Origin of the sequence: Marinimicrobium sp. UBA4209 (assembly GCF_002381585.1) — a bacterium.
Taxonomy (GTDB): domain Bacteria; phylum Pseudomonadota; class Gammaproteobacteria; order Pseudomonadales; family Cellvibrionaceae; genus Marinimicrobium; species Marinimicrobium koreense.
In genome coordinates this window covers 39584-64276 of the sequence record NZ_DFTP01000114.1, presented here as the reverse complement: position 1 = coordinate 64276, position 24693 = coordinate 39584, and the positions used below count along the sequence as shown (strand labels likewise).

Sequence of the window (24693 nt, the reverse complement as noted above, 5' to 3'; positions counted from 1 at the left end):
ATGACCAACAACAGCAGTTTCAAGCGCAAGCTTATCGCCTCCGTCGTCGCGTCTTCCGCGATGGTCGGCCTGGCCAGCGGTGCCCACGCCCAAGACGGTGACGAGGCAATGCTGGAAGAAATCGTGGTTACCGGTATTCGGGCCAGTTTGACTCGTGCCATGGATATCAAGCGGGACTCCCGCGGTATCGTGGATGCGATCTCCGCCGAAGACATCGGTAAGTTCCCGGATACCAACCTTGCTGAATCGCTTCAGCGGATCACCGGTGTCTCGATCGACCGTCGCGACGGTGAAGGGGCCAAAGTGACCGTTCGTGGTCTGGGGCCGGACTTCAACCTGGTGACTCTGAACGGTCGTCAGATGCCCGGCGCGACTCTGGAAGCCACTGTCGCCTCCGGCTCCCGCTCTTTTGACTTTGCCAATCTGGCTTCGGAAGGTGTGACCGGCGTTGAAGTGTACAAGACCGCCCGCGCCGACGTTCCCCCGGGTGGTATGGGTGCTACCATCAATATCCTGACCCCGCGTCCGCTGGAGCTGGACTCTCGCGCCTCAATCGGCGTTAAGGGCGTTATGGATGAATCATCGGTGGATAGTGAGCTGACCCCGGAAATCTCCGGCATTTTCACCGATACCTATGCCGACGGTAAGTTCGGTGTGGCAGTCACTGCCAGCTACCAGGAGCGCCAAGGCGGGTCCGCTGCCGCTCAAATCGGTACTGGCTGGCGCTCATTCCCGGGCACAGTAGTGCAGGATTGGAGCGGTGCCCCCGGTGTCACCAACGAATGGGGTGGCGTCGACTTCGCCAACGGTAATCACCAGAACCAGCCGGCAGCGGAAGATGTGTACTCCACACCGCAACAGATGGGCTACGCCTTTACCGAGTTTGAGCGCAAGCGGACCAACGGTCAGTTGACCCTGCAGTTTGCGCCCAACGAAGATCTGACCACCACGCTGGACTATACCTATAGTCAGAACGAGATCGACTCTGAGTACAACGACGTAGGTGGCTGGTTCAACTTTGGCGGTCAAAGCACCATCTTCACTGACAATGAGTCGCCTTCGGTTCAGACTCCGCTGCTGTACTCCGAAGACATGACCAACGGTGACCTGCCGTTTGGTGTCGGTGAGCAGTCCTCACTCTACGAGAACAACTCCGTCGGCTTCAATGTCGAGTGGAATCCCATCGATCCGCTGACTCTGTCTCTGGATGTGCATAGCTCTGAGGCAGAAGCCCGGCCTAACAACCCATACGGCAACAGCGTCGGTATCGCGGTTTCCGCTTATGTGCGTGACCAGACCACCTTGAATGTCAAAGGTGATATGCCGGTCCTGATCCTGGATATCGTCGACGGTGCCGGCGGAAGCTCCCTGCGCACAGAAGACCTGCAGGTGTCCGGTAGCTTCTTCCGTAACAGCCAGATGAAGCACGAAATCGACCAGGTTCAGCTCGACGGTGAGTGGGAATTCAACGACGCCATGCGTCTGCAGTTCGGTATTGCCCGCACTGAAAGCGACTATCGCTCAGCCTTCTCCAACGTCCAGCGTGACACTTGGGGTGGTTTGGGTGAGGCCGGTGATATGCCTGCCGACTTCTTCACCCGTGAGACAATCCTCGATCGCTTCGACAAAGAGTATGCGGACACCACTTCGGAAGAGATGGCGTTCCTGGGCGGTTCCAATACCATGCCGCTGAATGAGCGTTTTGCATTCAACTTCCAGGATGTTCGTGATTTCGCTGCCGCCAATTACGATGACGGCTCCGGTCCGGCCGACTGTGCCGAAGGTGGTTCGTTCTACTGCGCTGCCGCTCCGGATCAGTTCAATGAGATTTATGAAGACTCGGATAGCGCCTACGTCCAGTTCAACTGGGATACCTTTGTGGCCGAAATGCCCTTGGGCGTCAATGCCGGCGTTCGCTATGAGTCGACCGAAGTCAGCACTCCAGCGACGGCCCAAAGCTACGGTCCGATCGAGTGGGTAGCCGCGAACGAGTTCACCATGCCGACTGTCGGCGACGCTGACTCCGTGATTGATAGCGGTGACTATGACTTCCTGCTCCCCTCGCTGGATCTGAGCCTGGAAGTGGTTCAGGATGTGATCCTGCGTGCTTCTTACGGCCAGAGCATCGCTCGTCCCAACTGGCTGGACCTGCGTGGTGGAACCAGCTACAGCCAGGGTGTACGGGTCAATGGCGGTACCGCCAGCCGCGGCAACCCCGGTCTGGAGCCGTTCAAGTCTGACAACTTCGATCTGTCGGCGGAATGGTATTACGGGGAAGCGAGCTATGTGTCCGTGGGTTACTTCCAGAAAGAAGTGGAAAACTTCCTGGGTTCACGTGTGGTGCGTGAAGAAGCGCCTCTGGCCAACACCCCACATCCGGCACTGGGTGAACGCGCCCAAGCGGCCATCGATAGTGGTATCGCGCCGAACGATGTGGGCGCTATTCGCCAGTACATCTTCGATAACTTCCCTGATCCCGAAACCGCCTATATGGACGGAAGCGGCAATATCATCATTGTCGGTATTCCCGGTGAGGATCCCAACTCTCCGTTTGACGTGACTGAAACGGCCAACTCTGACCAGACTGTCGACATTGACGGTTGGGAATTGGCGGTTCAGCATAACTTCTGGGATACTGGATTTGGTGTGATTGCCAACTACACTCTGGTAGATGAAAGCACCGAGTTTGACAACATGGTGCTGCGTGACCCGCAGTTTGCGATTACCGGTGTCAGTGATACCGCCAACCTGATTGCCTTCTATGAAAAAGACGGCTGGCAGGCGCGGATTGCCTACAACTGGCGGGATTCTTTCCTGGCCTCAACCGCTTCCGGAACGGGCAACAACCCGATCTATGTGGATGAGTACAGTCAGGTGGACCTGAACGTAAGCTACGACGTGACCGATAATCTGTCCGTCTTCTTCGAGGGCTTGAACCTCACCGAAGAGAGCGGTCGCAACTTCGGCCGTGCTGATGAGCAGGTTCTGGGTTTCTACCAGGGCTACGCTCGCTACAACATCGGCGCTCGCTACAGCTTCTAAGCCTGAGCCGATGTCTGGGGTGACAGCGCCGGTTGGGGCTGTCACCCTGACGATGCAAGGAAAGCCGCCGTTATCGGGCGGCTTTTTTGTCTCTGATCTGTTGATTTCTGAGCCTTTATTACGATAAGCACAAAAAACGAGGAGCCTTTAGGTGAAAACCGTATTACTGAACAGTGAACAACACCGTGATTTGCGGGTGGACATGCGCTTCCGGCCCGAGAACGGCGATGCGGTGATGTGGGGGCAGACCTTTTCCCCGGAATTTCGCGCGGTACAGGCTCACTATCCCATACTGTTTCAAAAAGACCCGAACAGCGGGCGCTTCTTTGCCGTGGCTCTGTTTGGCCTTGAGCAGGAAGAGAACCTTTTTCTTCAGGATGACCGCTGGGATGCCGGTTACATCCCCTTGATGATGCAGCGGGTGCCTTTCTCCATCGGCACCTACCCCGGCGATGACGGCGACGAGCCGCGCCGCATGATGCACATCGATGTTGAGCACCCCAAGGTCAACACTGAAACCGGCACCCGTCTGTTCGAAGAGCACGGGGCCAATACCGATTATCTGGACCGGGTGTCCGGTATGCTGGAAGCCATTCATGTCTGGCACCAGCACGACATCGCCTTCATTGATACTCTGACCGAGCTGCAGCTGTTGGAGCCGGTAACCATGGATATCACTCTGGAAGACGGCACCACCGGCCAGTTGATGGGTTTCTATACCATTCAGGAAGAGCGACTCAAAGCGTTGAGCGCGGAGCAGGTCGCGAGCCTGCACGAGCGCGGCTACCTGGAGCCCATCTATATGACCATTGCGTCCATGGGCAAAATGCGCGCTCTGATTGAGCGCAAATCACGGAACCACCATGAGCGTGCACAATAGTCCGACCGAACACGTCGTCATCGTTGGCGGCGGCACCGCCGGCTGGCTGACTGCGGGCCTGCTGGCCGCCGACGCTCGTCTTGACTCCCGACCCAATCGACGGATCACGTTGTTGGAGTCGCCGGATATTGCGACCATCGGTGTCGGTGAAGGCACCTGGCCCTCGATGCTTGAAACCCTGCGGACCATCGGTCTGTCGGAATCCGAGTTCATCCGCGAATGTGATGTCAGTTTCAAACAGGGGTCACGCTTTCAGAACTGGTGCCGCGGCGACGGCGATCGGTATGATCATCCGTTCACGCTGCCTGCCGGATACGGACGCCTGAATCTGGCGGAGCACTGGCGCTACGCCCATCGGGACCTGCCCTTCGCCTATGCGGTCAGCCCGCAATCAGCGGTATGTGACGACGGACGGGCACCCAAGCAACTGGCGACCCCGGAGTACGCGTTCAACCTGAACTACGGCTATCACCTGGATGCCGGTAAATTTACCCGCCTGCTGCAGCGCCACTGTGTGGAACATCTGGGCGTGGTGCATTACTTGGGAGAGGTGACCGGTGTTCAGCCCCGGGATAATGGTGATATCAAACACCTGCATCTGAAGTCCGGCGAAACCCTTGCTGGGGACCTGTTTATTGACTGCACCGGTATGGCGTCCCGTCTTCTCGGACAACACTATCAGGTTCCCTGGGTCAGTCAGCGCCCGGTACTGTTCAACGATTCCGCACTGGCGGTGCAGGTACCTTACTCAAGCGAGCTGAGCCCCGTCGCATCGCAAACCCTCAGTACGGCCCATCCCGATGGCTGGATCTGGGATATTGCGCTGCCGACCCGGCGCGGTGTCGGCGCCGTGTTTTCATCCGCGCATATCGATAAGGATAGGGTGTATGAGCGGCTGGAGGCCTATGTACGCGGGACGGACTCCGGTGCGACACTGGATGAGTTGTCCCCACGTCTGATTCAGTTTGATCCCGGGCACCGCGAACGGTTCTGGCAGAACAACTGTGTGGCCATTGGTCTGTCGGCCGGGTTCATCGAGCCGTTGGAGGCCACCGCGTTGGTATTGGTGGAGCGCTCGGCCCAGTTCCTGGTCCAGCAGATGCCGGAAAACCGGGAGGAAATGTCGGTGGTGGCCCGTCGGTTCAATCGACGCTTCTGCCGCCACTGGGACAACATCATCGGATTTCTCAAGCTGCATTATGTTCTGAGCACCCGTGAGGATTCCGATTATTGGCGAGCGCACCGGGCCGAAGAGAGTGTGCCCGATGAGCTGGCCGAGCAGCTGTTGCTGTGGCGCTCGCGCAGCCCCTGGACCTGCGACAGCCTGTACCGGGACGAGCTGTTTCCGTCGGCCAGCTACCAGTACATCCTTTATGGCATGCGCCCGGAGTATACCGCCCCGGAGGCGCTGGAGCGCCGGGTCCGGTCATCGGGAGCCGCCGCTCAGACCGCTTTCCATGAAAACGGGGTGCAAACCCGGAAGCTGCTGCAAGGGCTTCCGGACAACCGCTCCCTGATAAACCATATTCGCCGACACGGGCTTCATACCGTTTAGGCACGACTTGCTCAGAGTGAGCCGAGGTGACCATGACTGACAGTATCAAACGCATAGTGATTGCTGGTGGAGGAACTGCCGGCTGGATGGCGGCCGGGCTGCTGTCGCAGACGCTTGGAAAAAATCTCGATATCAAACTGGTGGAGTCCGACGATATCCCGACCGTTGGCGTCGGTGAAGCCACCATCCCGCCACTGATGACCTTTCACAAAATGCTCGATATCGACGAGCGGGAATTTCTCGCGGAAGTGAACGGTACCTTCAAGCTGGGCATTTCGTTTGAAAACTGGCGAGAGAAAGATCACAAATACATTCACTCGTTCGGCTATGCGGGCAAAGACTGCTGGGCCTGCAGCTTTCTGCATTTCTGGCTGGCGGGAAAGGCCAAAGGCATTGATTATCCTTACGGTGACTACTGTGCCGAATTGCTGGCGTCTCACAAAAACAAGTTCGCGGTTCTGCCCAATGGCCGGATGAACTACGCCTACCATATGGATGCCGGTCGCTACGCAGCGTTCCTGCGTCGGCGCAGTGAAAAACTGGGTGTCGAGCGGGTGGAAGGCAAGATCGAGAAAGTGAACCTCAACCCGGACAATGGCGAAATCCAGTCCCTGACATTGGCGTCGGGCAAACAGGTGGATGGCGACTTCTTTATCGATTGCACCGGCTTCCGCGGACTGCTGATCGAGCAGTCCCTGAACGCCGGCTTCGAAGACTGGTCGCACTGGTTGCCCTGCGACCGCGCCCTGGCGGTACAGACCGAATCCGTGGGCGAGCCGATTCCCTACACCCGTTCCATCGCCCATGATGCCGGTTGGCAGTGGCGCATTCCGCTGCAGAATCGGGTCGGTAACGGCCTGGTGTATTCCAGCCGCTACATGAGTGATGAGCAGGCCCGGGAAACCCTGCTCGGCAACCTTGAGGGCGAGCCGATTACCGACCCGAAACCGATTCAGTTCCGCACCGGCACCCGGCGCAAGCACTGGGTGAAAAACTGCCTGGCGCTGGGTTTGGCCAGCGGCTTTCTGGAGCCCCTGGAGTCGACCAGCATCCACCTGATTCAGCGCAGCCTGGTTCGCTTCGTGCAACTGTTTCCGGCCAGCGGCCAGATGGTCCAGTCGGACATCGATGAGTTCAATCAGCAGACCAAGCTCGAAGTCGAACGTATCCGGGATTTCATCATTCTGCACTACAAAGTCACCGAACGAGACGACACACCCTTCTGGCGCTACTGCAAAAACATGGAAATACCGGCGCCGTTGCGCCAGCGAATTGATCTGTTCAGCGATTCGGCCCGGGTGTTCAAAATTGAAAATGAACTGTTTGGCGAAGAGTCGTGGATACAGGTGATGATGGGCCAGGGCATCACGCCCAAGGCCTACCATCCCATGGCGGGTGTGATGACCGAGAAAGAGCTTGCGGACTTCCTGAAAAAGCTGCGGCAATCGACCGAACAGCTGGTGGCCAAGTTGCCTTCCCATCAGGCGTTTATCGACTATTACTGCAAGATGCCCATGGCCCAGGCGGCCAACGGCTGAGAGGTGATCATGTCGGGTGCAACAGCGCTGGAGCGGATAAGTCGAGAGGTGGATGCTTCCGTGGTGCGCATCGGTGACGAGCAGACCCCGGTGATCGTGCTGGACTATGTGCTGGGCGACCTGGAGCCTCTCAAACGGGTCGCCAGTGAATGGGCGGCCTTTTCCGGCGAAGGGCAGGCCGCTTATCCGGGGATACGTGCCAACCTCCCGGCGGATTACACCCGCCGGGTACTGTCTCGGGTGGAGCCGCTGATCCGGGAAGTGTACGCGGTGCCGGCGTCACACCGGGGCCATTGCGTTCATCAGTTGTTCTCCCTGGTCACCCGGGCGGAATCCGATCTCGCCGTGCTGCAGCGTGTGCCCCATTACGACACCCGTCGCGGGTTCTATTTTGCGATCATGCACTACCTCAATCCGGGCCCTTTTGGCGGCACCGGATTCTTTCGCCATCGCCCGACCGGCTACGAGCGTATTACCGATGAGCGCTTCGCACATTTTGTGCAGGAAGCCGAGCGGCACATGCGCGAGCACGGGACGCCTCCGGCACGTTATTGTCGGGGCAGCGATGCCCATTTTGAGTTGATTCACCAGGTGGATTACCGGCCGGATCGATTATTGATTTATCCCGGGAACCTGTTGCACTCCGGGCTGATCGAGCCCGACCGGGACCTCAGTGCCGACCCGGCCCGGGGTCGACTGACGGCTAACCTGTTTCTGGATTTTGATGCTTCATGACTGTTTCCGTTACCCTGAACTCACCGACGCAACCGACCGAGCCCCGGGCCCAGCAAGTGGCCTGGTGGGATCGGGAGCGAGCTTTGGCCGTCGACTTTCAGCAGGCCCCGCCCCAGTACCCGGTACTGCTCAAAGGCTACGCCCAGCACTGGCCCCTGGTGGCGGCGGCGCGGCAATCGCCGGAGGCGGTGGCTCGCTACCTGCTGCCTTTTGATGCCGGAAAGCCTCTGGAGGCCATGATCGCCGGTCCCAAAGAGGGCGGGCGGCTGTTCTATACGGATGATCTGAGTGGATTCAACTTCACCCGGATGAAAGGTTTTCTGCCGGATGCGTTGGAGATTCTGGCCTCGCAGTCGCGGGCGCCCCGACCGGCGGCCTTTTATGTCGGCTCCACACCCATTCCCGACTATTTTCCGGGGTTGGAAAAGGTCTGTACGCTTCCGGGGGTGAGTGCGGAAGTGAAGCCCAACCTGTGGATGGGGAACTCGACCCGGGTGGCCACTCACAACGATGCCGCCGACAATATCGCCTGTGTGGCGGCCGGACGTCGGCGCTTTACCCTGTTTCCGCCGGATCAGGAGGACAATCTGTATATCGCCGATGCGCCCCACACCCCGGGAGGCCGACCGATCAGCCTGGTGGACCTGCGGGCGCCGGACCTGAACCGTTACCCGCGCTTCGCCCAAGCGCTATCCACCGCCCAGGTCGCAGATCTGGAGCCGGGCGATGCCCTGTTCCTGCCCAAGCACTGGTGGCACAATGTGGACGCGTTTGGCCCACTCAATATTCTGATCAACTTCTGGTGGTAGGGCGTTCAAAGGCGTGACCGGGGCCTATGGCGTCGGGATAAGGTCCGCAGTACTATAACGCCTGCCTCTAAACTCTCCGGGTAATGTTTATGCGATATTTGCGTCTTAAAACCGTCGGGCTGCTGTGTGCTCTGCTGCTGTGGTGGCCGGTGTCTTCTTCGGCCGAACCGATTTCCTGGCCCGGCAATGCCAAAGCCGCGGTCAATCTTGCCTATGATGATGCGCTCGCCTCCCAGTTGGACTATGTGATTCCCGAATTGGACCGGCATGGGTTCCGGGGCAGTTTTTATGTGCCGGCGGCGGCCCCGCTGTTATTGGAGCGTCTGGACGAGTGGCGCGCGGCGGCCGGTCAGGGGCATGAGTTGGGCAACCATTCACTGTTCCATCAATGCGACAAGCAGCGTCCGGGGCGGGATTGGGTGGCGCCGCATCAGGATCTGAGCCAGATCCCGGTCGAGGCGTTTGCCGAGCAGATCACCTTGGCCAATGACTTTCTGTTTCTGATTGATGGTGAGACGGAGCGCACCTATACGCCCCCCTGCGGCGATGTCCGGGTCGGAGATCGGGATTACCTGACACCGGTGAAGCCGCTCTTTCTCGGGGCCAAATCCATCGGTTCCGGAGGAGTTACTCCCTCGCTGGAATCCCTGGACCGCTTTGGCATTACGGTGGCCGTGCCAACCGAGGTGTCCGGCGAAGAGCTGATCGCGGTGGTCGAGGAAGCGGCCCGCCGGGGTACCATGGCCAACTTTACTTTCCACGGCGTCGGTGGCGACTACCTGTCGGTCTCCCGGGAGGCGCACAACGCTTTATTGGAGCACCTGGCGGCCCATCCCGAGCGCTACTGGGTCGATAGCTTCGTAAATATCATGCGCCACCTGCGAGACCACTGAAGCCCGCATCCTCCGGAGCTTTCAGCCCCAGCCACCGGTGGGAACCCGTGTCCCACCTTTGCCGCCTCCCGGCGGCCCAAAAGTGGCAAACACCACCTTTCACACTCTCATCAAAGTGGGACGACCCCTGTCCATTACCGGTCAAGAATGGCAATACGGGCGAGCGTGGGACTCGTCCGTGTTATCGATCGACGTTGTGCACTGAGAATTGCTTATTGGTAAGTGGTTGTTATGCGTCGCTCTGACTCTCCTTGAAAAAGCTTGGCTCCGCGCGGGCGACCCCGGAGCCTTTTTTCCCCATACGAATAACAGCGAGACCGACAATGAAGAAGTCCCTGACCCTTTGGGCCCCCTTGGCCCTGGCCGTTCTGGTGGGGTGTAACGGCCCCACCAACGACAACCCATCCGAAAGCGCCACTGGCGCCGACCTATGGCCGGAGCATCCGACGCCCCTGGCCGATCCGATGGCGTACGAGCCGGAGATTGATGCGCTGTTGGCTCGCATGTCCGTCGAAGAGAAAGTGGGCCAGATGATCCAGCCGGAACTGCGCAATGTGACGCCGGAAGACGTCAAGCGCTACCACTTGGGCTCGATTCTCAACGGCGGCGGTTCCTTCCCCGGCGGTGACAAGAATGCCACGGCCGACGACTGGCTGGGACTGGCGGACGGTTTCTATGAGGCGTCCATGGACGATAGCGATGGTTTTGCCGCCATTCCCATTGTCTGGGCCACCGATGCCGTACACGGTCACAACAACGTCAAGGGCGCTACTCTCTTCCCCCATAACATCGGTCTCGGGGCCACCCGCAATCCGGACCTGATCCGCGAAATTGGCACGGTTACCGCCCGGGAAGTTGCCATCACGGGGCTGGACTGGAACTTCGCGCCGACCCTGGCCGTGGCCCGGGACGATCGCTGGGGCCGCACCTATGAGGCCTACGCCGAAGATCCGGAAATCCTTTACGACTACGGCAAAGCCATGGTGGAAGGTCTTCAGGGGCGGGCAAACACCGACGAATTCTTCGGTCAGGGCCGGGTGCTGGCCACGGCCAAACACTATATTGCCGACGGCGGCACCGAGGGCGGGATCGACCGCGGTGATGCACCCTTCTCAGAACTGGAATTGCGCGATGTGCACGGCACGGGTTACTTCGGTGCCCTGGATGCGGGTGTCCAGACCGTCATGGCCTCGTTCAGCAGCTGGCAGGGCAAAAAACTGCACGGCCACGGTTACCTGATGAATGAAGTGCTCAAGCAGCGAATGGGTTTTGACGGTCTGATCGTGGGTGACTGGAATGGCCACGAGTTTGTCGATGGTTGCCGGCAGGATTCCTGTCCTGAAGCGGTGAACGCCGGTCTGGATATATTTATGGTTCCGGATCAGTGGCGGGCCCTGCACGCCAATACCGTTGCCCAGGTTAAGTCCGGCGAGATTTCCGAAGAGCGTCTGAATGATGCGGTACGCCGGATCCTGCGGGTCAAGTTCCGCGCCGGTATGTTCGAAAAAGCCAAACCTTCAGAGCGGCACTACGCCGGACGTGAAGACCTGATCGGTGCCGATGAACACCGGGCGGTCGCCCGTCAGGCCGTGCGTGAAAGTCTGGTATTGCTCAAAAATCAGAACGGTCTGCTGCCGCTGAATCCGACCCAGCGCATTCTGGTGGCCGGCGATGGCGCGGACAACATCGGTAAGCAGGCCGGCGGTTGGACGCTGACCTGGCAGGGCACGGGCAATGAAAATGACGACTTCCCCGGAGCCAGCTCAATTTACGATGGGATTGCCGAGGCGGTGACCGCTGCCGGCGGATCCGTCGAACTCGATGTGGACGGAAACTTCGACGAGAAGCCGGACGTGGCCGTCGTTGTGTTCGGTGAAGACCCCTATGCGGAAATGCAGGGCGACCGCGCCGATGTGGACTATGAACCCAAGGCTGACCTGGCCTTGCTCAAGCGCCTGCGCGATGAGGGCATTCCGGTGGTCTCGGTATTCCTGACCGGTCGTCCGCTCTGGGTCAACCCGGAAATCAATGCCTCGGATGCCTTTGTGGTGGCCTGGTTGCCCGGCTCTGAAGGTGTCGGCGTGGCCGATGTGCTGGTCGCCGATGCAGAGGGTCAGCCGCGTCACGACTTTAGCGGCAAGCTGTCGTTTTCCTGGCCGGCCCGTGCCGACCAGACGCCGCTGAATCAGGGCGACGGTCAAACGGCCCAGTTCCCCTATGGCTATGGTCTGACTTACGCCGATGAAGGCAATCTGGAGCCGCTCTCGGAAGACAGTGGCCTGACCGAATCCGAAGCGCAGACTGTGTTGCCGCTGTTTGAAAACCGTCCGATGGAGCCTTGGCAGTGGGTGCTCAGCGATGTCACTGAACGGGCCCGTGTGGTCACCGGTAGTGGCGCGAAGCTGCCCGGTATTGAAATCCAGTCGGTCGACCGCCTGGTCCAGGAAGACAGCCGGGCCGTTCGCTGGACCGGTGCGGGCCCTGCGGAAGTCGCCCTGCGCTCTTCCGGGCGGGTGGATCTGAGTGCCTATGCCGGAGAAGCCCATCTGCGTCTGGACGTCAATGTGGTCAAGGCGCCCACTTCAGCAGTGGCTCTGGGCATGCGCTGTGGCCAGGACTGCGTCGCCAACGTGGATATCACCGAGTGGTTGGCCAGTGCCGAAGAGAACAGCTGGCAGACCCTGTCGATTGATCTGAGCTGCCTGGTTGAGGCCGGCGTGGATCCGTCGATGGTGTTGTCACCTTTCTATATGAGCACGGCCGGAGAGTTGCAGGTCAAGCTCTACAACGTTCGTCTGGAAATGCAGTACGAGGGCGAGGGACTCTGCCCATAAACCCAGTGCATGGCGCACTGAACGTTTAGCCCGGGGCGATCGGCTCCCGGGCCAAGCGGAACATCAATGATAATAATGAGGTGTTTATGAAAACAGTAAATTATCCAGTCATCGGCCTGGGTATGGCGCTATTGGCGATCGCCGGCTGTGGCAGTGACTCCGATGACACTCCGGATAACTCAAGCAGCAGCGTCAGTTCCTCCAGTTCTTCCTCCTCTTCAGTCAGCAGTGACAGTTCCAGCAGCACCGCCAGCGGTGTCAGCGAAGACTGGACGCTGGTCTGGAGCGACGAGTTTGACGGTGACTCGATCAATACCGACAACTGGTCTCACGAAGTGAACTGCGCCGGCGGTGGTAACAATGAGCTGCAGTGTTACACGGCGCGCGAAGAAAACAGTTATGTGGCGGACGGCCATCTGCACATCGTTGCCCGGCAGGAAACCCATAGCGGCCCAGCCGTTTTCGATGATGACCCGGCGTACGATCCTGATGACACCTCGGTTACCCGTGACTACACCTCGGCCCGCCTGCGCACGAAGAACAAGGCGGACTGGAAATACGGGCGAATCGAAATCAACGCCAAGACGCCTCAGGGGCAAGGCCTGTGGCCCGCCATCTGGATGCTGCCGACGGAGTGGGTTTACGGAGACTGGCCGCTCAGTGGCGAGATCGATATTTTCGAAGCGGTGAATACCAACGCCAGCGGCGAGAATGAAGTCCACGGCACCCTCCACTACGGTCGTCCCTGGCCGAACAACCTCAACAGCGGAGCCAGTTTTACGCCCGCAGAGCCGATCTGGGAAAACTTCCACACTTACGCGATTGAGTGGGAGGAGGGTGAAATCCGTTGGTATGTGGATGATGTCCACTTTGCGACCCAGACGGCTGACGATTGGTTTACTCTCTCCTGGCAGGGGCAAGACGAAGGCTTTGAGACTGGTAACCCGGCTTCTCCGTTCGACGAAATGTTTCACCTGATCATGAACGTCGCCGTCGGTGGTAACTGGCCCGGTGCGCCGGATGATGCGACCACTTTCCCTCAGGAAATGGTGGTCGACTATGTTCGCGTTTATCAGTGTGACGTTGATCCCGATACTGGCAAGGGGTGCGCCTGGATCGATGAAGATGCCGAGGATGTAGAGGGCACGGGCGGCACCGAAAAAGAGTTTGCCCTGTATGAAAACGGCCCGGCAACGCTGAACTTTTCAGTGTTTGATACCGAAGTGAGTAACACGCTGGTTCCGGGACAGTGGCAGGAAACCGCTGGAAACCTGGTTGTCGATACGGCGCTTCAGGTGGATGACCAGACTGTCTGGGATGTTCAGTTCAACGGCCTGAGCAATGTCTTCCTGCTGTCCGGTGATATGAGCAGTGTCGACTATGTCGATGACGGTTTCAGTTTTTCACTCAATGAAGAGCTCAGCGGTATTACCTTTGATATGCGGGTAGTCGACGCGAGTGAGGACGCCACCCTGAGCGTCAAGCTCGACAGCGTATGGCCCAACGTCAGTTCGCGTGAAATTGAATTGCCGCCCACAGGCGAGTGGCAAAGCGTCTCGGTCCGGTTTTCGGATTTTGTCGGCAATGCCGATCCGGCGGGTCAGGTCAACTACAGTGACATCAATGCGCCCTTCGTTCTTGAGCTGAGTAGCGGTACCGCCCACGTGCAGCTGAACAACATCCGTGTGACCTGCTTTGGCCCGTCCTGTAGCGTCAATCCGAAACTGGATGGCACGGCGCCTGAAGGCACCGAGGCGGTCGATGTGTTTGTCGACGGTAGTCTGGATGCACTCTGGACGGATCCGGGCGTGGACTTCTATGTTGAAGGGGGTCAGAGCATCACCTCTACCACCGTATCTGACGGTGATCGCGGCGACGTCCTGGAAATAGCCTTCGGGGCCAGCGGTTTCGGTACCATGTACATTCAGTCAACGGACCCGCAGGATCTGAGTGCATACGCTGGCGGGAACCTCGTGTTTGATCTGAAGGTGGTGGATGCCGGAAACAACACTGATGGTTTCCTCGTCAAGGCTGACTGCATTTATCCGTGTACCTCGAATGAGCTGTCGGTACCGCTGCAGAACGACGGTGAGTGGCATACCGTATCGGTATCCATCGCGGACTTGACGTCGGGTTCGGGCTTTATCATCAGTCGTGTCAATACGCCCTTCAGCCTGTGGCCCGTTTCGGGTCAGCAGAGCAATGTGGTGTTCCGGCTGGATAATATCCGCTGGGAGCTGGCCGAATAACGATTTGCTCAGATGAAAAAAAGCCGCTCATCAAGAGCGGCTTTTTTTTGCCTGTTGTTCAGGTTTAGTGAGCACCCTTGTCTTTGCGGTACTCGGAAGGGGACATGCCCGTCAGGCGCTTGAAGAACCGGTGAAAAGCGGACTTGCTGTTGAACCCGGACTCCAACAGAATATCCAGAATGGTTTTTTCTGTGGCTTTCGGGTCGGCCAACAGTCGCTTGGCCTCCTCCACCCGGTAGGTATTGATGAACTCGAAAAAGTTGGTCCCAAAGTGTTTGTTGATCACTGAAGAAACCTCTTTTACCGGAAGATCCAGGCGAGCCGAGAACTGCTCAATGTTGAGGTTCTGCTGCAGATAGATCTTGTCGGTTTCCATCGCGGCCTTCACCCGGTCGATAGCCGATTCCGAGGGTTTATCCTCAGCCGGTGCACGGGTTTCCTCGGCTCGTGTTTCAAGCAATTGGTGGGCGTATATCAGGCTGTAGGTAAACAGGCCATTGATCAGGATAAAGGTAATGTAGTTATCGGCAATTCCCAGGTAGTCTGCGGTTTCCGGAGAAGTGTACTTTGCCAGAATGTGGACGATCATCGTCCAGGTCCAACTGGCGAAAAATCCCAGGGTCAGAATGTTCAACCAGCGCGGCTCGGTACTGGAGAAGTGGGAGTATTCGTCCTTGAGCTCGGAGCGGTATCGTTGCACGAGCGCCACGGCAGCGAAGGAATAGACCAGCGGAACCAGCTTGGCGGAATCCCAGAGGAAAGTGACCAGCCTCTCCGGCTGCTCATCGCCCATGGCCCAGAGGTGACGGAGGTCATTACTGTCTATGGCAAACAGGGCCATGATCAGACAGGTCACGAGCGCCGGCGCCAGGTGCACCAAGTGAGTGGGGCGGAGCGTAAACTGGGCGCGGGTAATGGAGGCTACATACAGGTACAGTGCCGGCCCTTTGAGCATGAGAGCGGCCATAAGGAAGTAAGGAATCCAGTACTGGTCAACGGTCGGTCCAATGTGGACCTGATCGTTCCAGAGGATCAGGGTGGTTGCGGAGCCTGTGGCAATGACCAACAGGAAAGCGCTCAAAAGGCGCCCGTACAGCCGGTTTTGTGCGGGCATGGCGGCCTGGAGCAGTGCCAGGAGTATGCTCTCGGCGACGGTCATCATCAATATGACGTCGTGGATATTGAAAATATAATCTTTCATGGAGTTGGGGTAGGGGACCTTGATTATTCTGGTGGCATACAGGCGCTAATCTGTCATATTTCCCACCATTGAGCAACCGAGCGGATCGAATCAGGATCTTGTCTTATAGACTAACAGCGGTTGTCTCAGGGTTGTGTTTATACCGCCCGGCAGCCAGAATTTGGTGCCAGTGTCCCTTAAAGGAGCCTCGTCCGTGACCTTATCCAAATCCGCCCCGGATTTTTCAGAGCTGCCCGAAATTTTGCCCTATCTTGCGTTTGATCCCGCGGAAGATGGAGCCAATGTCGGCGATGCGACCACTCGGGCTTATTTAAGGCACTACGGGCTGGATTTGGCGGCTGAATTTCCTGACGTGGCTCAGGGCGTTGGGCGGGTCCGCGTGGATCAGTGGGACATAGCCTGCCATTATTGGCTACCTCCGCAGCCACGGGGTCATCTGAGTATCGTGCATGGGTATTTCGATCACTCGGCACTGTACGTTCATGCGGTGCGATTTGCGCTCAGGCATAACCTGTCGGTTCTCACCTATGATCAGCCCGGCCACGGCTTGAGCTCGGGGCCGCGCCTGGTGATTGACAGCTTTGATCGCTATGCCGATGTCCTGCAGCAGCTGCTGGAGCGCTCCCGCCACCTGTTCGGCCCGACGCGATGTGCTCTGGGGCAGAGCATGGGAGGCGCCACGCTGCTTAACCACCTCTGGCGCCATGGGAACGCCCTGACCGGCCGTACCGCCCTGTTCGCGCCTCTGGTGCTGCCGCGCGGCTGGGGGCTCAGCCGGTGGCTCTATGCCCTGCTGCACCGCTGGGTGCGGGAGATTCCCCGGACGTTTATCGATAGCTCCCATGATGCGGACTTCAATCGCTTTCTGGCATCCGAGGACCCGCTGCAGTACCGACGCCTGAGTGTCGACTGGGTGGGCGCCATGAAACGTTGGGACGAGGTCTTCCGGAGTTGGCCGGTACGCAATGATGAACTATTGATGGTGCAGGGCACCGGGGATGACACCGTGGATTGGCAGTACAACTTGCAGCAGATCGGCCGCAAGTTGCCTAACCTGAGAGTGGAAATGCTGGAGGGCGCCCGTCACCATCTGGTGAACGAGACGCCCGAGTACCGCGACCCGGCCTTCGCCGCGGTCGAACGGTTCTTCTTCCAGTAGGTCGGATTAGCGAGGCGTAATCCGACGCAGGGTTTGAGCTTGTTGTGTCGGATTACGCTTCGCTAATCCGACCTACAGGGCTTTGGAGGTGCCAGTTCAGAACAGCACCCGACAGCGGATGGTGCCTTCAATTTCCCGCAGTTGCTTGAGCACTTCCGGGCTGTAGGGCGAGTAGATGTCCACTACCACGTAGCCGACCTTCTCGTTGGTCTGCAGATACTGGGCGGCGATGTTGATCTGATTGTCCGAGAAAATCCGGTTGATCGCCGACATCACGCCCGGTACGTTGCCGTGCACGTGCAACAGGCGGTGCGCGTCCGGGTGTCCGGGTAGCGCCACTTCCGGGAAGTTGACCGAGCTGGTGGTGGTACCGTTGTCCGAGTACATGATCAGCTTCTCGGCCACTTCCACCCCAATATTCTGCTGGGCTTCAACCGTCGAGCCGCCGATGTGGGGGGTCAGAAGGACGTTATCCAGGCCGCGCAACGGGCTGACGAACTCGTCGTCGTTACCTTTGGGCTCCACCGGAAAGACATCAATGGCCGCGCCGGCCAGCTTATCTGCCTTGACCGCCTCGGCCAGCGCGTCGATATCAATCACCGTACCGCGCGAGGCGTTGATCAGGATGGAGCCGGGCTTCATCTGCTCGAGCTGTTCGGCGCTAATCATGTTTTTGGTTGAGCCGGTTTCCGGCACGTGCAGGCTGACGATATCGGCGTGGTTGAGCAGCTCGTTCAGGCTGCGCATCTGGGTGGCATTGCCCAGCGGCAGCTTGGGAATGACATCGTAGAAGCAGACGTTCATACCCAGGCTCTCGGCCAGTACGCTCAACTGACTGCCGATGGAGCCATAGCCGATAATGCCCAGGGTCTTGCCTCGAATCTCGTAGGAACCCACGGCCGACTTCTGCCAGCCACCGCGATGGCAGACAGCGTTTTTCTCGGGAATTCCGCGCAACAGCAGAATCGCTTCGGCCAGCACCAACTCGGCCACCGAACGGGTGTTGGAGTAGGGCGCGTTGAACACCGCCACGCCGTGTTCCTGAGCGGCTTTCAGATCGACCTGGTTGGTACCGATGCAGAAGCAGCCCGCCGCGATCAGCTTATTGGCGTTTTCAAATACCTTGCGGGTCAGCTGGGTGCGCGAGCGCAGGCCGACGAAGTGGGCATCTTTGATGCGCTCGATCAGCTCGTCTTCAGCCAGCGCGGTCTTGAGGTAGTCGATGTTGGTGTAGCCGGCGGCATTGAGGGTGTCGACGGCGGATTGGTGGACACCTTCCATCAACAGAAACTTGATCTTGCTTTTGTCCAATGACTTTTTGCTCATGAACGCAGTCACCTCAGCGGATTCGGGTTGGCATTGACCCTGCGGGGGAGGGGATGAAAAAGGGCCCGCATAATACCACAAGTTCCTGCATAGGTGGGTTCGATCCAGTCCGGCCTGCCGTGTGTTATACCACTTCGAGACCCGCCGTGAATCCTTGACGTGAAGGGATTCACTAATGCCGCGATGGCATGGATGCCAAGGAGCGGCCCTTGGAGGCTTCTCATCGGCATCCATGCCTCAGAGAGTCTCGAAGTGGTATAACCCACGGCAGGCCTCAGTGCTAACGAAGACCAAAGGTTGGCGTAGGGCGCGGTAAGGCCGGAGGCCGCACCCGCCGTCAATACACGTGACGTTTCCGAGGGGCTCGACGATGGGTGACGGCGGATGCGCTTCGCTTATCCGCCCTACGCCACCATTGGGTGCTACCGGCACTGAGGGCCGATGTGTGGTGCACTCTTCCCGGACCGTGGAGCCGGGGACCGGCGATCCGAGCCTACAGGGATGTATGAACGGCGTGTCCGGGAAGAGTGCACCACACAGCGGGCCGGACGTGACCCAAACCACCTCAAAAGTGATCGCATCGTGTGTATTTGCGACAGATTATATCGATCAGTGCGGAAGGACTTCTGTGACAATCAACCGGTGGTTGCCGCTGTCGTCAGGTTGGTAAAACCAGCGCACCTCGGCGTCTTTGAGAGTCATGCCGTAGCGTCGGGTCGGGTCCGGCTTCTGGTATTGGGGGCGGGGGTCCTGCTGCAGAATCTGGCGCACGAGCGCCTCCCAATCCTCACCCGTGCGAGCACCCAACACCCGGCACCCGGCCTCCGCCTCCGGCATGAACACCACCTCCACCCACTCCGGGGCGCTATCCGCAAAGCGGTTCTCCGCCTCCGGCAGCGAATCCGTGTAGGGCACGTAAGGCTTGAGATCCAGCACCGGCGTGCCGTCGAGTAGGTCAATGCCCGACAACTCCAGCCACAGTTTGCCGCTTTCCTGCTTCACCCCCTCCAGCTTCACCACCGACAATCCGATGGGGTTGGGGCGCAGGGGCGAGCGGGTGGCGAATACGCCCAGACTGCGGTTACCGCCCAGGCGCGGGGGGCGGACCCGGGGGCGCCACTGGTCGCTCGGAGGGCGGTGAAACACGAACTGCAGCCACAGGTGCGAGCAGTGCTCCAGCCCCGCCAGCGCCTGAGGGTCGTTGTACGGAGGTAGCAGCTCGAGTTGGGCCCGGACCGCGGGGGCCAGGCCCGGCTGGCGCGGAATGCCGAACTTCTCCACAAAGGGGGAGCGAATGATGCCAATGGGGGAGAACGTGTAATCGGCCGTGTCGGTCATGGGTGAGGTCGGTTGGGGAGATTTGAGAACCTTGCCGGCATCCAGTAGTCTTAGCGGCTACCCGGATTGCTGCCGTATCCTGAACCTATGTTGAATCGCGCCGCCTCAAAACGCAATGCTCTCTGGTCGCTACTGGCGGCCGGACTGGTATTGGTCCTGTGCTGGAGCCAGCCTCTGGCGGCGGCCTCGCTGTGCCCGCTGAAGGCCGAGCTGTATGAGCGCTCGGTAGCGGAGCCCGAGTTTGCGCCCATCCTGAACGCCGATCTGGCGTCGATTCCCGTTGACCTCAACCCCGAGCACGGCGACTGCGATCTGACCGAACAGTGGCTGCAGAGCCAGGTGTTCCAGGCGGACCTGTTTCTGCCCACCTGTCTGCTGTTGCTCTGGCTGCTGATCGGGCTGGCGGCCGGTAAAGGGGGTCGCTGGCGTCTGTCCGAGCCCATTGTCCCGCCGCGTCGGCGGCATCTGCTCTTCTGTGTGTTTCGCGAATAGCGTCGATTGAACCGCTCGCCCGGCCGTACCGGGCGAGTTTGCACCCTATACGATCGATTCTGTTTGGAGACACGTTATGCTTTTCTCTCGATGGTTGATCTGGGCGAGCCTGTTGCTCGCCTGGGCGACCTCGGTCTCCGCCGCCCCGACCACGGGCTGGCTGAGTACCGAACAACACCCCGAGGCGCAGGTGCGCCTCTCTCTGACCGGTCAGCGGCACGACGACGGGCGCCTGAGCGCGCTACTCGAAGTGCGTCTGGACGGTGACTGGAAAACCTACTGGCGCTCGCCCGGTGAGGGGGGCGTGGCACCGGCCATGGACTGGTCCGGTTCGCGAAATCTCGAACGAGTCCGGTGGCGCTGGCCCGCGCCCGAGCGCTTTGACCTGATGGGCATCGACACGGTGGGCTATCGGGGGCAGGTGGGCTTCCCGTTGGAGATTCACCCCGAGCGGGCCGATCAGCCGATGCGGCTGCAGGGGCGCTTTACCCTGTCCAGTTGCACCGATATCTGTGTGCTGACCGATTACGACCTGACCCTGGATGTGGACCCCGATTCCCTCCAGCCCTTGGATGAGCAATTACACGTCTATAACCAGGCCCTGAGCCAAGTGCCCCGAGCTCTGCCGGGAATTGAGGTGACGTCTCTGGCGTGGGATGAAAGTTCGGGTTATCTGCGCGCCACCCTGGAGCGTCCGGCGGGCTGGTCCCGGCCGGATGTGCTGCTCGATGGCGACTTCCCGGGTGCCGATGAAACCCTGTTTCAGAAACCGCAGATCACCGTGCATGGCACCACCCTGACCGCCCTGTTTCAGCCGGAGTTCTGGGCCGAGGCGCCGGACTGGGTGGGGGAAACCCTGTCTCTGACCCTGCTCGATCAATCCCTGGCGGCGGAGTACCCGGTGACCCTGGAGGCGGCCAGCGCACCGATCGCGCCGGAGGCCGGGTTGGCCCTCTGGCAGATCATCGGTGTCGCGCTGCTCGGCGGCCTGATTCTGAACGCCATGCCCTGCGTGCTGCCGGTGCTGGGCCTGAAGTTGCACAGCCTGGTGGGCGCCTCGGGGCGGGATAGACGCCAGGTGCGGGGGCAGTTTCTCGCCTCGGCGCTGGGGATACTGGTGTCGTTCTGGCTGCTGGCGGCCTTTCTGCTGGTGCTGAAACTGACCGGTGGCGCTCTGGGTTGGGGCATTCAATTTCAGAGCCCCTGGTTTATTGGCCTGCTGACGGTGGTCACCTGGCTGTTCGCGTTGAATCTGTTGGGGCTGTTCGAGCTGCGTCTACCCGGCGGGCTGGGTAACTGGATGGCGCAACGGGGCGGCCATTCCTTGTGGGGCCACTTTGTCCAAGGCGTGTTTGCCACCTTCCTGGCCACGCCCTGCACCGCGCCCTTTCTCGGGACCGCCGTGGCCTTCGCCCTCGGCGCCAACGCCCTGCAACTGCTGACGACCTTTACCGCCCTGGCGGTGGGCATGGCGGTGCCCTGGTTGGCGATCGCCCTCTGGCCCGGTGTGGTGCGCTGGCTGCCCGGTCCCGGACCCTGGATGCACTGGCTCAAAGTATTGTTTGGCGCTCTGATGGGGGCCACCAGTGTCTGGTTGCTGAGTCTCTGGATGAACTTTTTAAGCGCTTTCGCGTTGGTTCTGGTTCTGCTGATACTCGCGCTGCCCGCTCTGTGGCTGGTTTACCGGCGCAAAGGCGGGCGGGCGCTGGGGGTCACTCTCGCCGCCGGTCTGCCGTCGCTGCTCGGTGTGGGTCTGCTCGGCAGTCTGGCGCTGGGGCACTGGGGTCAGCCGCTGCCCGAGGACCATGCCTGGGAGACCTTTGAGCGCGAGGCGATTGCGCCCGCGGTAGCCGATGGGCAGACGGTGTTTGTCGATGTGACTGCGGACTGGTGCATCACCTGTCAGGCCAACAAGCTGGGGGTGCTACGACAGGAGCCGGTTTATAGCGCCCTGGGCGAGTCGGATATCCGGCGCCTGCGGGCCGACTGGACCCGGCCGGATGAACGCATCAGTGCGTACCTGAAGGCGCAGGGGCAGTACGGTGTGCCCTTCAATCGCGTCTATGGGCCGGGCGCGCCGGAGGGCATCGACCTGCCCACCGTGTTGACCGCCGATCAGGTGTTGGCGGCGCTGGCTCAGGCGGGCGATCAATCCGAGTCTGGAGGGGCACCATGACGGCGACACCGGAACGATCAACACGGCGCTGGTTGGGCTGGCTGCGTCAAGTGGCGGTGTTTGTACTGCTGTTTGCCCTGGTCTCCACCCTGTCCGACGCCTGGCGCAGCCGATCGGTGCCGGACCAGGGCCTGCCGGACTGGCCCATGCATACCCTGACCGGAGAGACCGTCGACCTGGCGGCGCTCAGTGAGGAGCGCCCCGTGCTGGTTTATTTCTGGGCTACCTGGTGCGGCGTGTGCAAACTGGTGTCGCCCACCGTCGACTGGCTGGCCGAGGACCACACCGTGGTGTCGGTCGCCCTGACCTCCGGTGACAACCGTCGCCTGGCCCGCTTTATGAGCGCCAAGGGTTACGACTTCCCGGTGGTCAATGATCCCCGGGGCGAGCTCGCGCGCGCCTGGGGCATAGCCGCCACCCCCTCTATTGCGATTGTCCGCAAGGGCGAAATTTCCTCTTTTACCGTGGGCATCACCACACCGCCGGGCCTGTGGCTGCGGCTGTGGTGGGCCTCATAAATCCTGTTCTGGAGAACAATCATGATCATGACTTTTTTGAACCGTCTGAGCACCCTGGTGCTGGCCACTGTATTGCTCGCGCCGCTGGCGTGGGCCGACTCGCTGACCGAAACCCAGGAGGAACAGCTCAAAACCCTGGATACCCTGCTGCGGGATAATCCCGAGATCATCGACTCCCTGGTGACCAGCGTGCAGCGCCACCTGGAGCAACAGAAAAATTCCGCCACGGCCCTGGAGGATCAGCGCGAGTGGATGAACGATGCCCGTCACCCGGCGCTGGGGAATCTCGAAGGCGAGCGGGTGCTGGTGGTCTTCAATGACTACAACTGCCCGTTCTGTAAACGCCTGGAGCCGGTGCTGGCGCAAGCCATTGAGGAGTATCCCGACCTGAAAGTCATCAACGTCTTTCTGCCTTTGCGCCAGCAGAGCGTCGAGGGGCTGAATACCAACTCGGCGCAGTTTGCCATGCAGGTCTGGCAGGAGGCGCCGGGTAAGTTCCCCGAGGTCCATCGGCGCCTGATGGGCAAAAGTGGCATGCACACCGCCCGCTCCCTGCGCGATGTGGCCAAGGCCACGGAGACCGAAGCGCAGCTTGAGCGCAGTGCCGGCCAGGGTGCCCAGGTGCAGGAAAACTACGGCGTCTTCACCGGCCTTGGGTTGCGCGGCACCCCGAGCCTGGTGGCGGGGGATGAAGTGGTGCCCGGGTTTGTGCCCTATGAGCGGCTGAAACCGCTTCTGGAGCAGGCCCGCTAAGCACTGAGACCCGCTACCTTGCCAGCATGCCATGGATCGCTTAGGCTCATCGCACTATTGAGGCGAACAAAGGGATTCAATCATGCTGGCAAGCCTGTGGGTGGCGGTGACGCTGTTGGTACTGCTGACCGTTCTGCCCGTGTTGCGGCACGATCGCTGGTGGATTCGGGGGCTGGATTTTCCGCGTTTACAGCTGGCCTTGTTAGCGTTGCTTCTGGTGCTGCTGCCCTGGTGGTTGCCACCTTCGGACGCCGGGCACAGCTGGGCCATGGCGTTGATCAGCGCGGCCTGTTTCGCCTATCACGCCTGGTGGATCCTGCCCTACACCCGCCTGCATCCCAAAGAGGTTCGCGGCGTGGGTTCGTTGAGTGAGTCGGATCGGGCCAACCGAATCGCCATCATGACCGCCAATGTCCTCACGCCCAATCGCCAGGCCCAGCGATTGCTGTCTCTGGTTAAGGAGCATCAACCCGACCTTCTCGTGACCCTGGAGTCCGACCGCTGGTGGCAGCAACAGCTCGATGTCCTCGAAACGGATTATGCCTACACCATCAAGTGCCCCCTCGATAACCTCTACGGTATGCACGTCTACTCCCGCTATCCGTTGGAGAATGTGGCAATTCAGTTTCTGGTGGAAGATGATGTACCGTCCATGCACGCCGAAGTGGTGTTGCCCTCCGGTGAACGAATTGTGGTGCATTGCCTGCATCCGGCGCCGCCGAGCCCGACCGAAAATGAAACCTCTTCGGAGCGCGATGCGGAGCTGCTGGTGGTGGGTCGCAGTGTGGCGGAAAGTGATTCACCGGTGATTGTGACTGGCGACCTGAACGATGTGGCCTGGTCCGCGACCACCCGCCTGTTCCGCAAAATCAGTGGCCTGTTGGATCCACGTATCGGGCGGGGCATGTGCAACAGTTTTCACGCCAAGGTTCCGTTGTTGCGCTGGCCTCTGGATCACCTGTTTCACAGCGAGCACTTTGTGCTGGAAAACCTCCGGCGTCTGCCGGCTTTTGGTTCAGACCACTTTCCGGTGTTGGTGCGTCTAGTCTATCGCCCCAACGCACGGCCGCAAGAAGGGCTGGACGCCGATCGGGAGGATCGGCAGTGGGCCCGGGAAAAAATGGCCGAGGAGTCGGTCACGCCCGGTGAGGTGCACCGCCCGGAAGTGGCCATGCCCAAATAGCGGGCCCTCGTT

18 protein-coding genes are annotated in these 24693 nt (G+C 60.0%); 15 read left to right on the top strand and 3 right to left on the bottom strand.

Translation table 11 applies throughout. The features are described from left to right. The 9 genes from B3187_RS16735 to B3187_RS16695 all read left to right on the top strand — a co-directional run bounded on the left by B3187_RS16735 (position 1) and on the right by B3187_RS16695 (position 14535). On the top strand, positions 1-3042 hold the full coding sequence (locus B3187_RS16735; protein ID WP_123638476.1) for a TonB-dependent receptor: 3042 nt from the start codon (positions 1-3) through the stop codon (positions 3040-3042). Between the two features lie 151 nt (positions 3043-3193). Beyond that, positions 3194-3922: a SapC family protein gene (locus B3187_RS16730; RefSeq protein ID WP_211331070.1), complete on the top strand. Its 729-nt coding sequence runs from the start codon at positions 3194-3196 to the stop codon at positions 3920-3922. Continuing rightward, on the top strand, positions 3906-5477 hold the full coding sequence (locus B3187_RS16725; protein ID WP_286807619.1) for a tryptophan halogenase family protein: 1572 nt from the start codon (positions 3906-3908) through the stop codon (positions 5475-5477). The genes B3187_RS16730 and B3187_RS16725 overlap by 17 nt, the downstream gene beginning before the upstream one ends. Before the next feature lie 32 nt (positions 5478-5509). Continuing rightward, on the top strand, positions 5510-7015 hold the full coding sequence (locus B3187_RS16720; protein ID WP_286807618.1) for a tryptophan halogenase family protein: 1506 nt from the start codon (positions 5510-5512) through the stop codon (positions 7013-7015). Between the two features lie 9 nt (positions 7016-7024). Then, positions 7025-7750 carry a DUF6445 family protein gene (locus B3187_RS16715; protein ID WP_286807617.1) on the top strand — a complete coding sequence of 242 codons (726 nt, stop codon included), beginning with the start codon at positions 7025-7027 and terminating at the stop codon, positions 7748-7750. Continuing rightward, positions 7747-8559, top strand: coding sequence for a cupin-like domain-containing protein (locus B3187_RS16710; protein WP_286807616.1), 813 nt, complete (start codon positions 7747-7749; stop codon positions 8557-8559). Before B3187_RS16715 ends, B3187_RS16710 begins: the two co-directional genes overlap by 4 nt. Positions 8560-8648: 89 nt before the next feature. Then, positions 8649-9452, top strand: a complete 804-nt coding sequence (locus B3187_RS16705; protein ID WP_123638471.1) for a polysaccharide deacetylase family protein — start codon at positions 8649-8651, stop codon at positions 9450-9452. Between the two features lie 323 nt (positions 9453-9775). Then, positions 9776-12286, top strand: a complete 2511-nt coding sequence (locus B3187_RS16700; RefSeq protein ID WP_286807615.1) for a glycoside hydrolase family 3 N-terminal domain-containing protein — start codon at positions 9776-9778, stop codon at positions 12284-12286. Positions 12287-12372: 86 nt separating this feature from the next. Beyond that, the gene (locus B3187_RS16695) at positions 12373-14535 is read left to right on the top strand and encodes a glycoside hydrolase family 16 protein (protein WP_286807614.1); all 2163 of its coding nucleotides are present in this window, start codon (positions 12373-12375) and stop codon (positions 14533-14535) included. Between the two features lie 64 nt (positions 14536-14599). Here the strand turns inward: B3187_RS16695 and B3187_RS16690 are convergent, their stop codons facing one another. Continuing rightward, positions 14600-15736 carry an AraC family transcriptional regulator gene (locus tag B3187_RS16690; protein WP_123638469.1) on the bottom strand — a complete coding sequence of 379 codons (1137 nt, stop codon included), beginning with the start codon at positions 15734-15736 and terminating at the stop codon, positions 14600-14602. A 193-nt stretch (positions 15737-15929) separates the two neighbouring features. Here B3187_RS16690 and B3187_RS16685 point away from each other — a divergent pair, with 193 nt between their 5' ends. Then, positions 15930-16895 (top strand): alpha/beta hydrolase, encoded by a 966-nt coding sequence (locus tag B3187_RS16685; protein ID WP_286807613.1) that lies wholly within the window; start codon positions 15930-15932, stop codon positions 16893-16895. Positions 16896-16991: 96 nt separating this feature from the next. Here B3187_RS16685 and serA read toward each other — a convergent pair whose 3' ends face one another. Further along, positions 16992-18221: a phosphoglycerate dehydrogenase gene (gene serA, locus B3187_RS16680; RefSeq protein ID WP_286807612.1), complete on the bottom strand. Its 1230-nt coding sequence runs from the start codon at positions 18219-18221 to the stop codon at positions 16992-16994. A gap of 609 nt (positions 18222-18830) precedes the next feature. Then, a complete protein-coding gene (gene tsaA, locus B3187_RS16675; protein WP_286807610.1) occupies positions 18831-19559 on the bottom strand; it encodes a tRNA (N6-threonylcarbamoyladenosine(37)-N6)-methyltransferase TrmO in 729 nt (242 codons plus the stop codon). Between the two features lie 87 nt (positions 19560-19646). On the opposite strand from tsaA, the gene B3187_RS16670 reads away from it, so the two are divergent. From B3187_RS16670 to B3187_RS16650, 5 genes are all read left to right on the top strand, one after another. Beyond that, positions 19647-20051 carry a hypothetical protein gene (locus tag B3187_RS16670; protein ID WP_286807608.1) on the top strand — a complete coding sequence of 135 codons (405 nt, stop codon included), beginning with the start codon at positions 19647-19649 and terminating at the stop codon, positions 20049-20051. 76 nt (positions 20052-20127) lie between these two features. After that, complete coding sequence (locus B3187_RS16665; RefSeq protein ID WP_286807607.1) at positions 20128-22227, top strand: protein-disulfide reductase DsbD family protein; 2100 nt, start codon at positions 20128-20130, stop codon at positions 22225-22227. Next, complete coding sequence (locus B3187_RS16660; RefSeq protein ID WP_286807605.1) at positions 22224-22745, top strand: protein disulfide oxidoreductase; 522 nt, start codon at positions 22224-22226, stop codon at positions 22743-22745. The genes B3187_RS16665 and B3187_RS16660 overlap by 4 nt, the downstream gene beginning before the upstream one ends. Before the next feature lie 21 nt (positions 22746-22766). Continuing rightward, a complete protein-coding gene (locus B3187_RS16655; protein WP_286807604.1) occupies positions 22767-23498 on the top strand; it encodes a DsbA family protein in 732 nt (243 codons plus the stop codon). Between the two features lie 82 nt (positions 23499-23580). Beyond that, positions 23581-24681: an endonuclease/exonuclease/phosphatase family protein gene (locus B3187_RS16650; protein ID WP_286807602.1), complete on the top strand. Its 1101-nt coding sequence runs from the start codon at positions 23581-23583 to the stop codon at positions 24679-24681. Positions 24682-24693: the final 12 nt, after the last annotated feature.

Coding starts and splice junctions, on each gene's coding strand:
- B3187_RS16650 (WP_286807602.1), top strand. CDS start 23,581: ATGCTGGCAAGCCTGTGGGTGGCGGTGACGCTGTTGGTACTGCTGACC.
- B3187_RS16690 (WP_123638469.1), bottom strand. CDS start 15,736: ATGAAAGATTATATTTTCAATATCCACGACGTCATATTGATGATGACC.
- B3187_RS16670 (WP_286807608.1), top strand. CDS start 19,647: ATGTTGAATCGCGCCGCCTCAAAACGCAATGCTCTCTGGTCGCTACTG.
- B3187_RS16735 (WP_123638476.1), top strand. CDS start 1: ATGACCAACAACAGCAGTTTCAAGCGCAAGCTTATCGCCTCCGTCGTC.
- B3187_RS16665 (WP_286807607.1), top strand. CDS start 20,128: ATGCTTTTCTCTCGATGGTTGATCTGGGCGAGCCTGTTGCTCGCCTGG.
- B3187_RS16715 (WP_286807617.1), top strand. CDS start 7,025: ATGTCGGGTGCAACAGCGCTGGAGCGGATAAGTCGAGAGGTGGATGCT.
- B3187_RS16660 (WP_286807605.1), top strand. CDS start 22,224: ATGACGGCGACACCGGAACGATCAACACGGCGCTGGTTGGGCTGGCTG.
- B3187_RS16695 (WP_286807614.1), top strand. CDS start 12,373: ATGAAAACAGTAAATTATCCAGTCATCGGCCTGGGTATGGCGCTATTG.
- B3187_RS16710 (WP_286807616.1), top strand. CDS start 7,747: ATGACTGTTTCCGTTACCCTGAACTCACCGACGCAACCGACCGAGCCC.
- B3187_RS16705 (WP_123638471.1), top strand. CDS start 8,649: ATGCGATATTTGCGTCTTAAAACCGTCGGGCTGCTGTGTGCTCTGCTG.
- B3187_RS16655 (WP_286807604.1), top strand. CDS start 22,767: ATGATCATGACTTTTTTGAACCGTCTGAGCACCCTGGTGCTGGCCACT.
- B3187_RS16700 (WP_286807615.1), top strand. CDS start 9,776: ATGAAGAAGTCCCTGACCCTTTGGGCCCCCTTGGCCCTGGCCGTTCTG.
- B3187_RS16725 (WP_286807619.1), top strand. CDS start 3,906: ATGAGCGTGCACAATAGTCCGACCGAACACGTCGTCATCGTTGGCGGC.
- B3187_RS16720 (WP_286807618.1), top strand. CDS start 5,510: ATGACTGACAGTATCAAACGCATAGTGATTGCTGGTGGAGGAACTGCC.
- serA (WP_286807612.1), bottom strand. CDS start 18,221: ATGAGCAAAAAGTCATTGGACAAAAGCAAGATCAAGTTTCTGTTGATG.
- tsaA (WP_286807610.1), bottom strand. CDS start 19,559: ATGACCGACACGGCCGATTACACGTTCTCCCCCATTGGCATCATTCGC.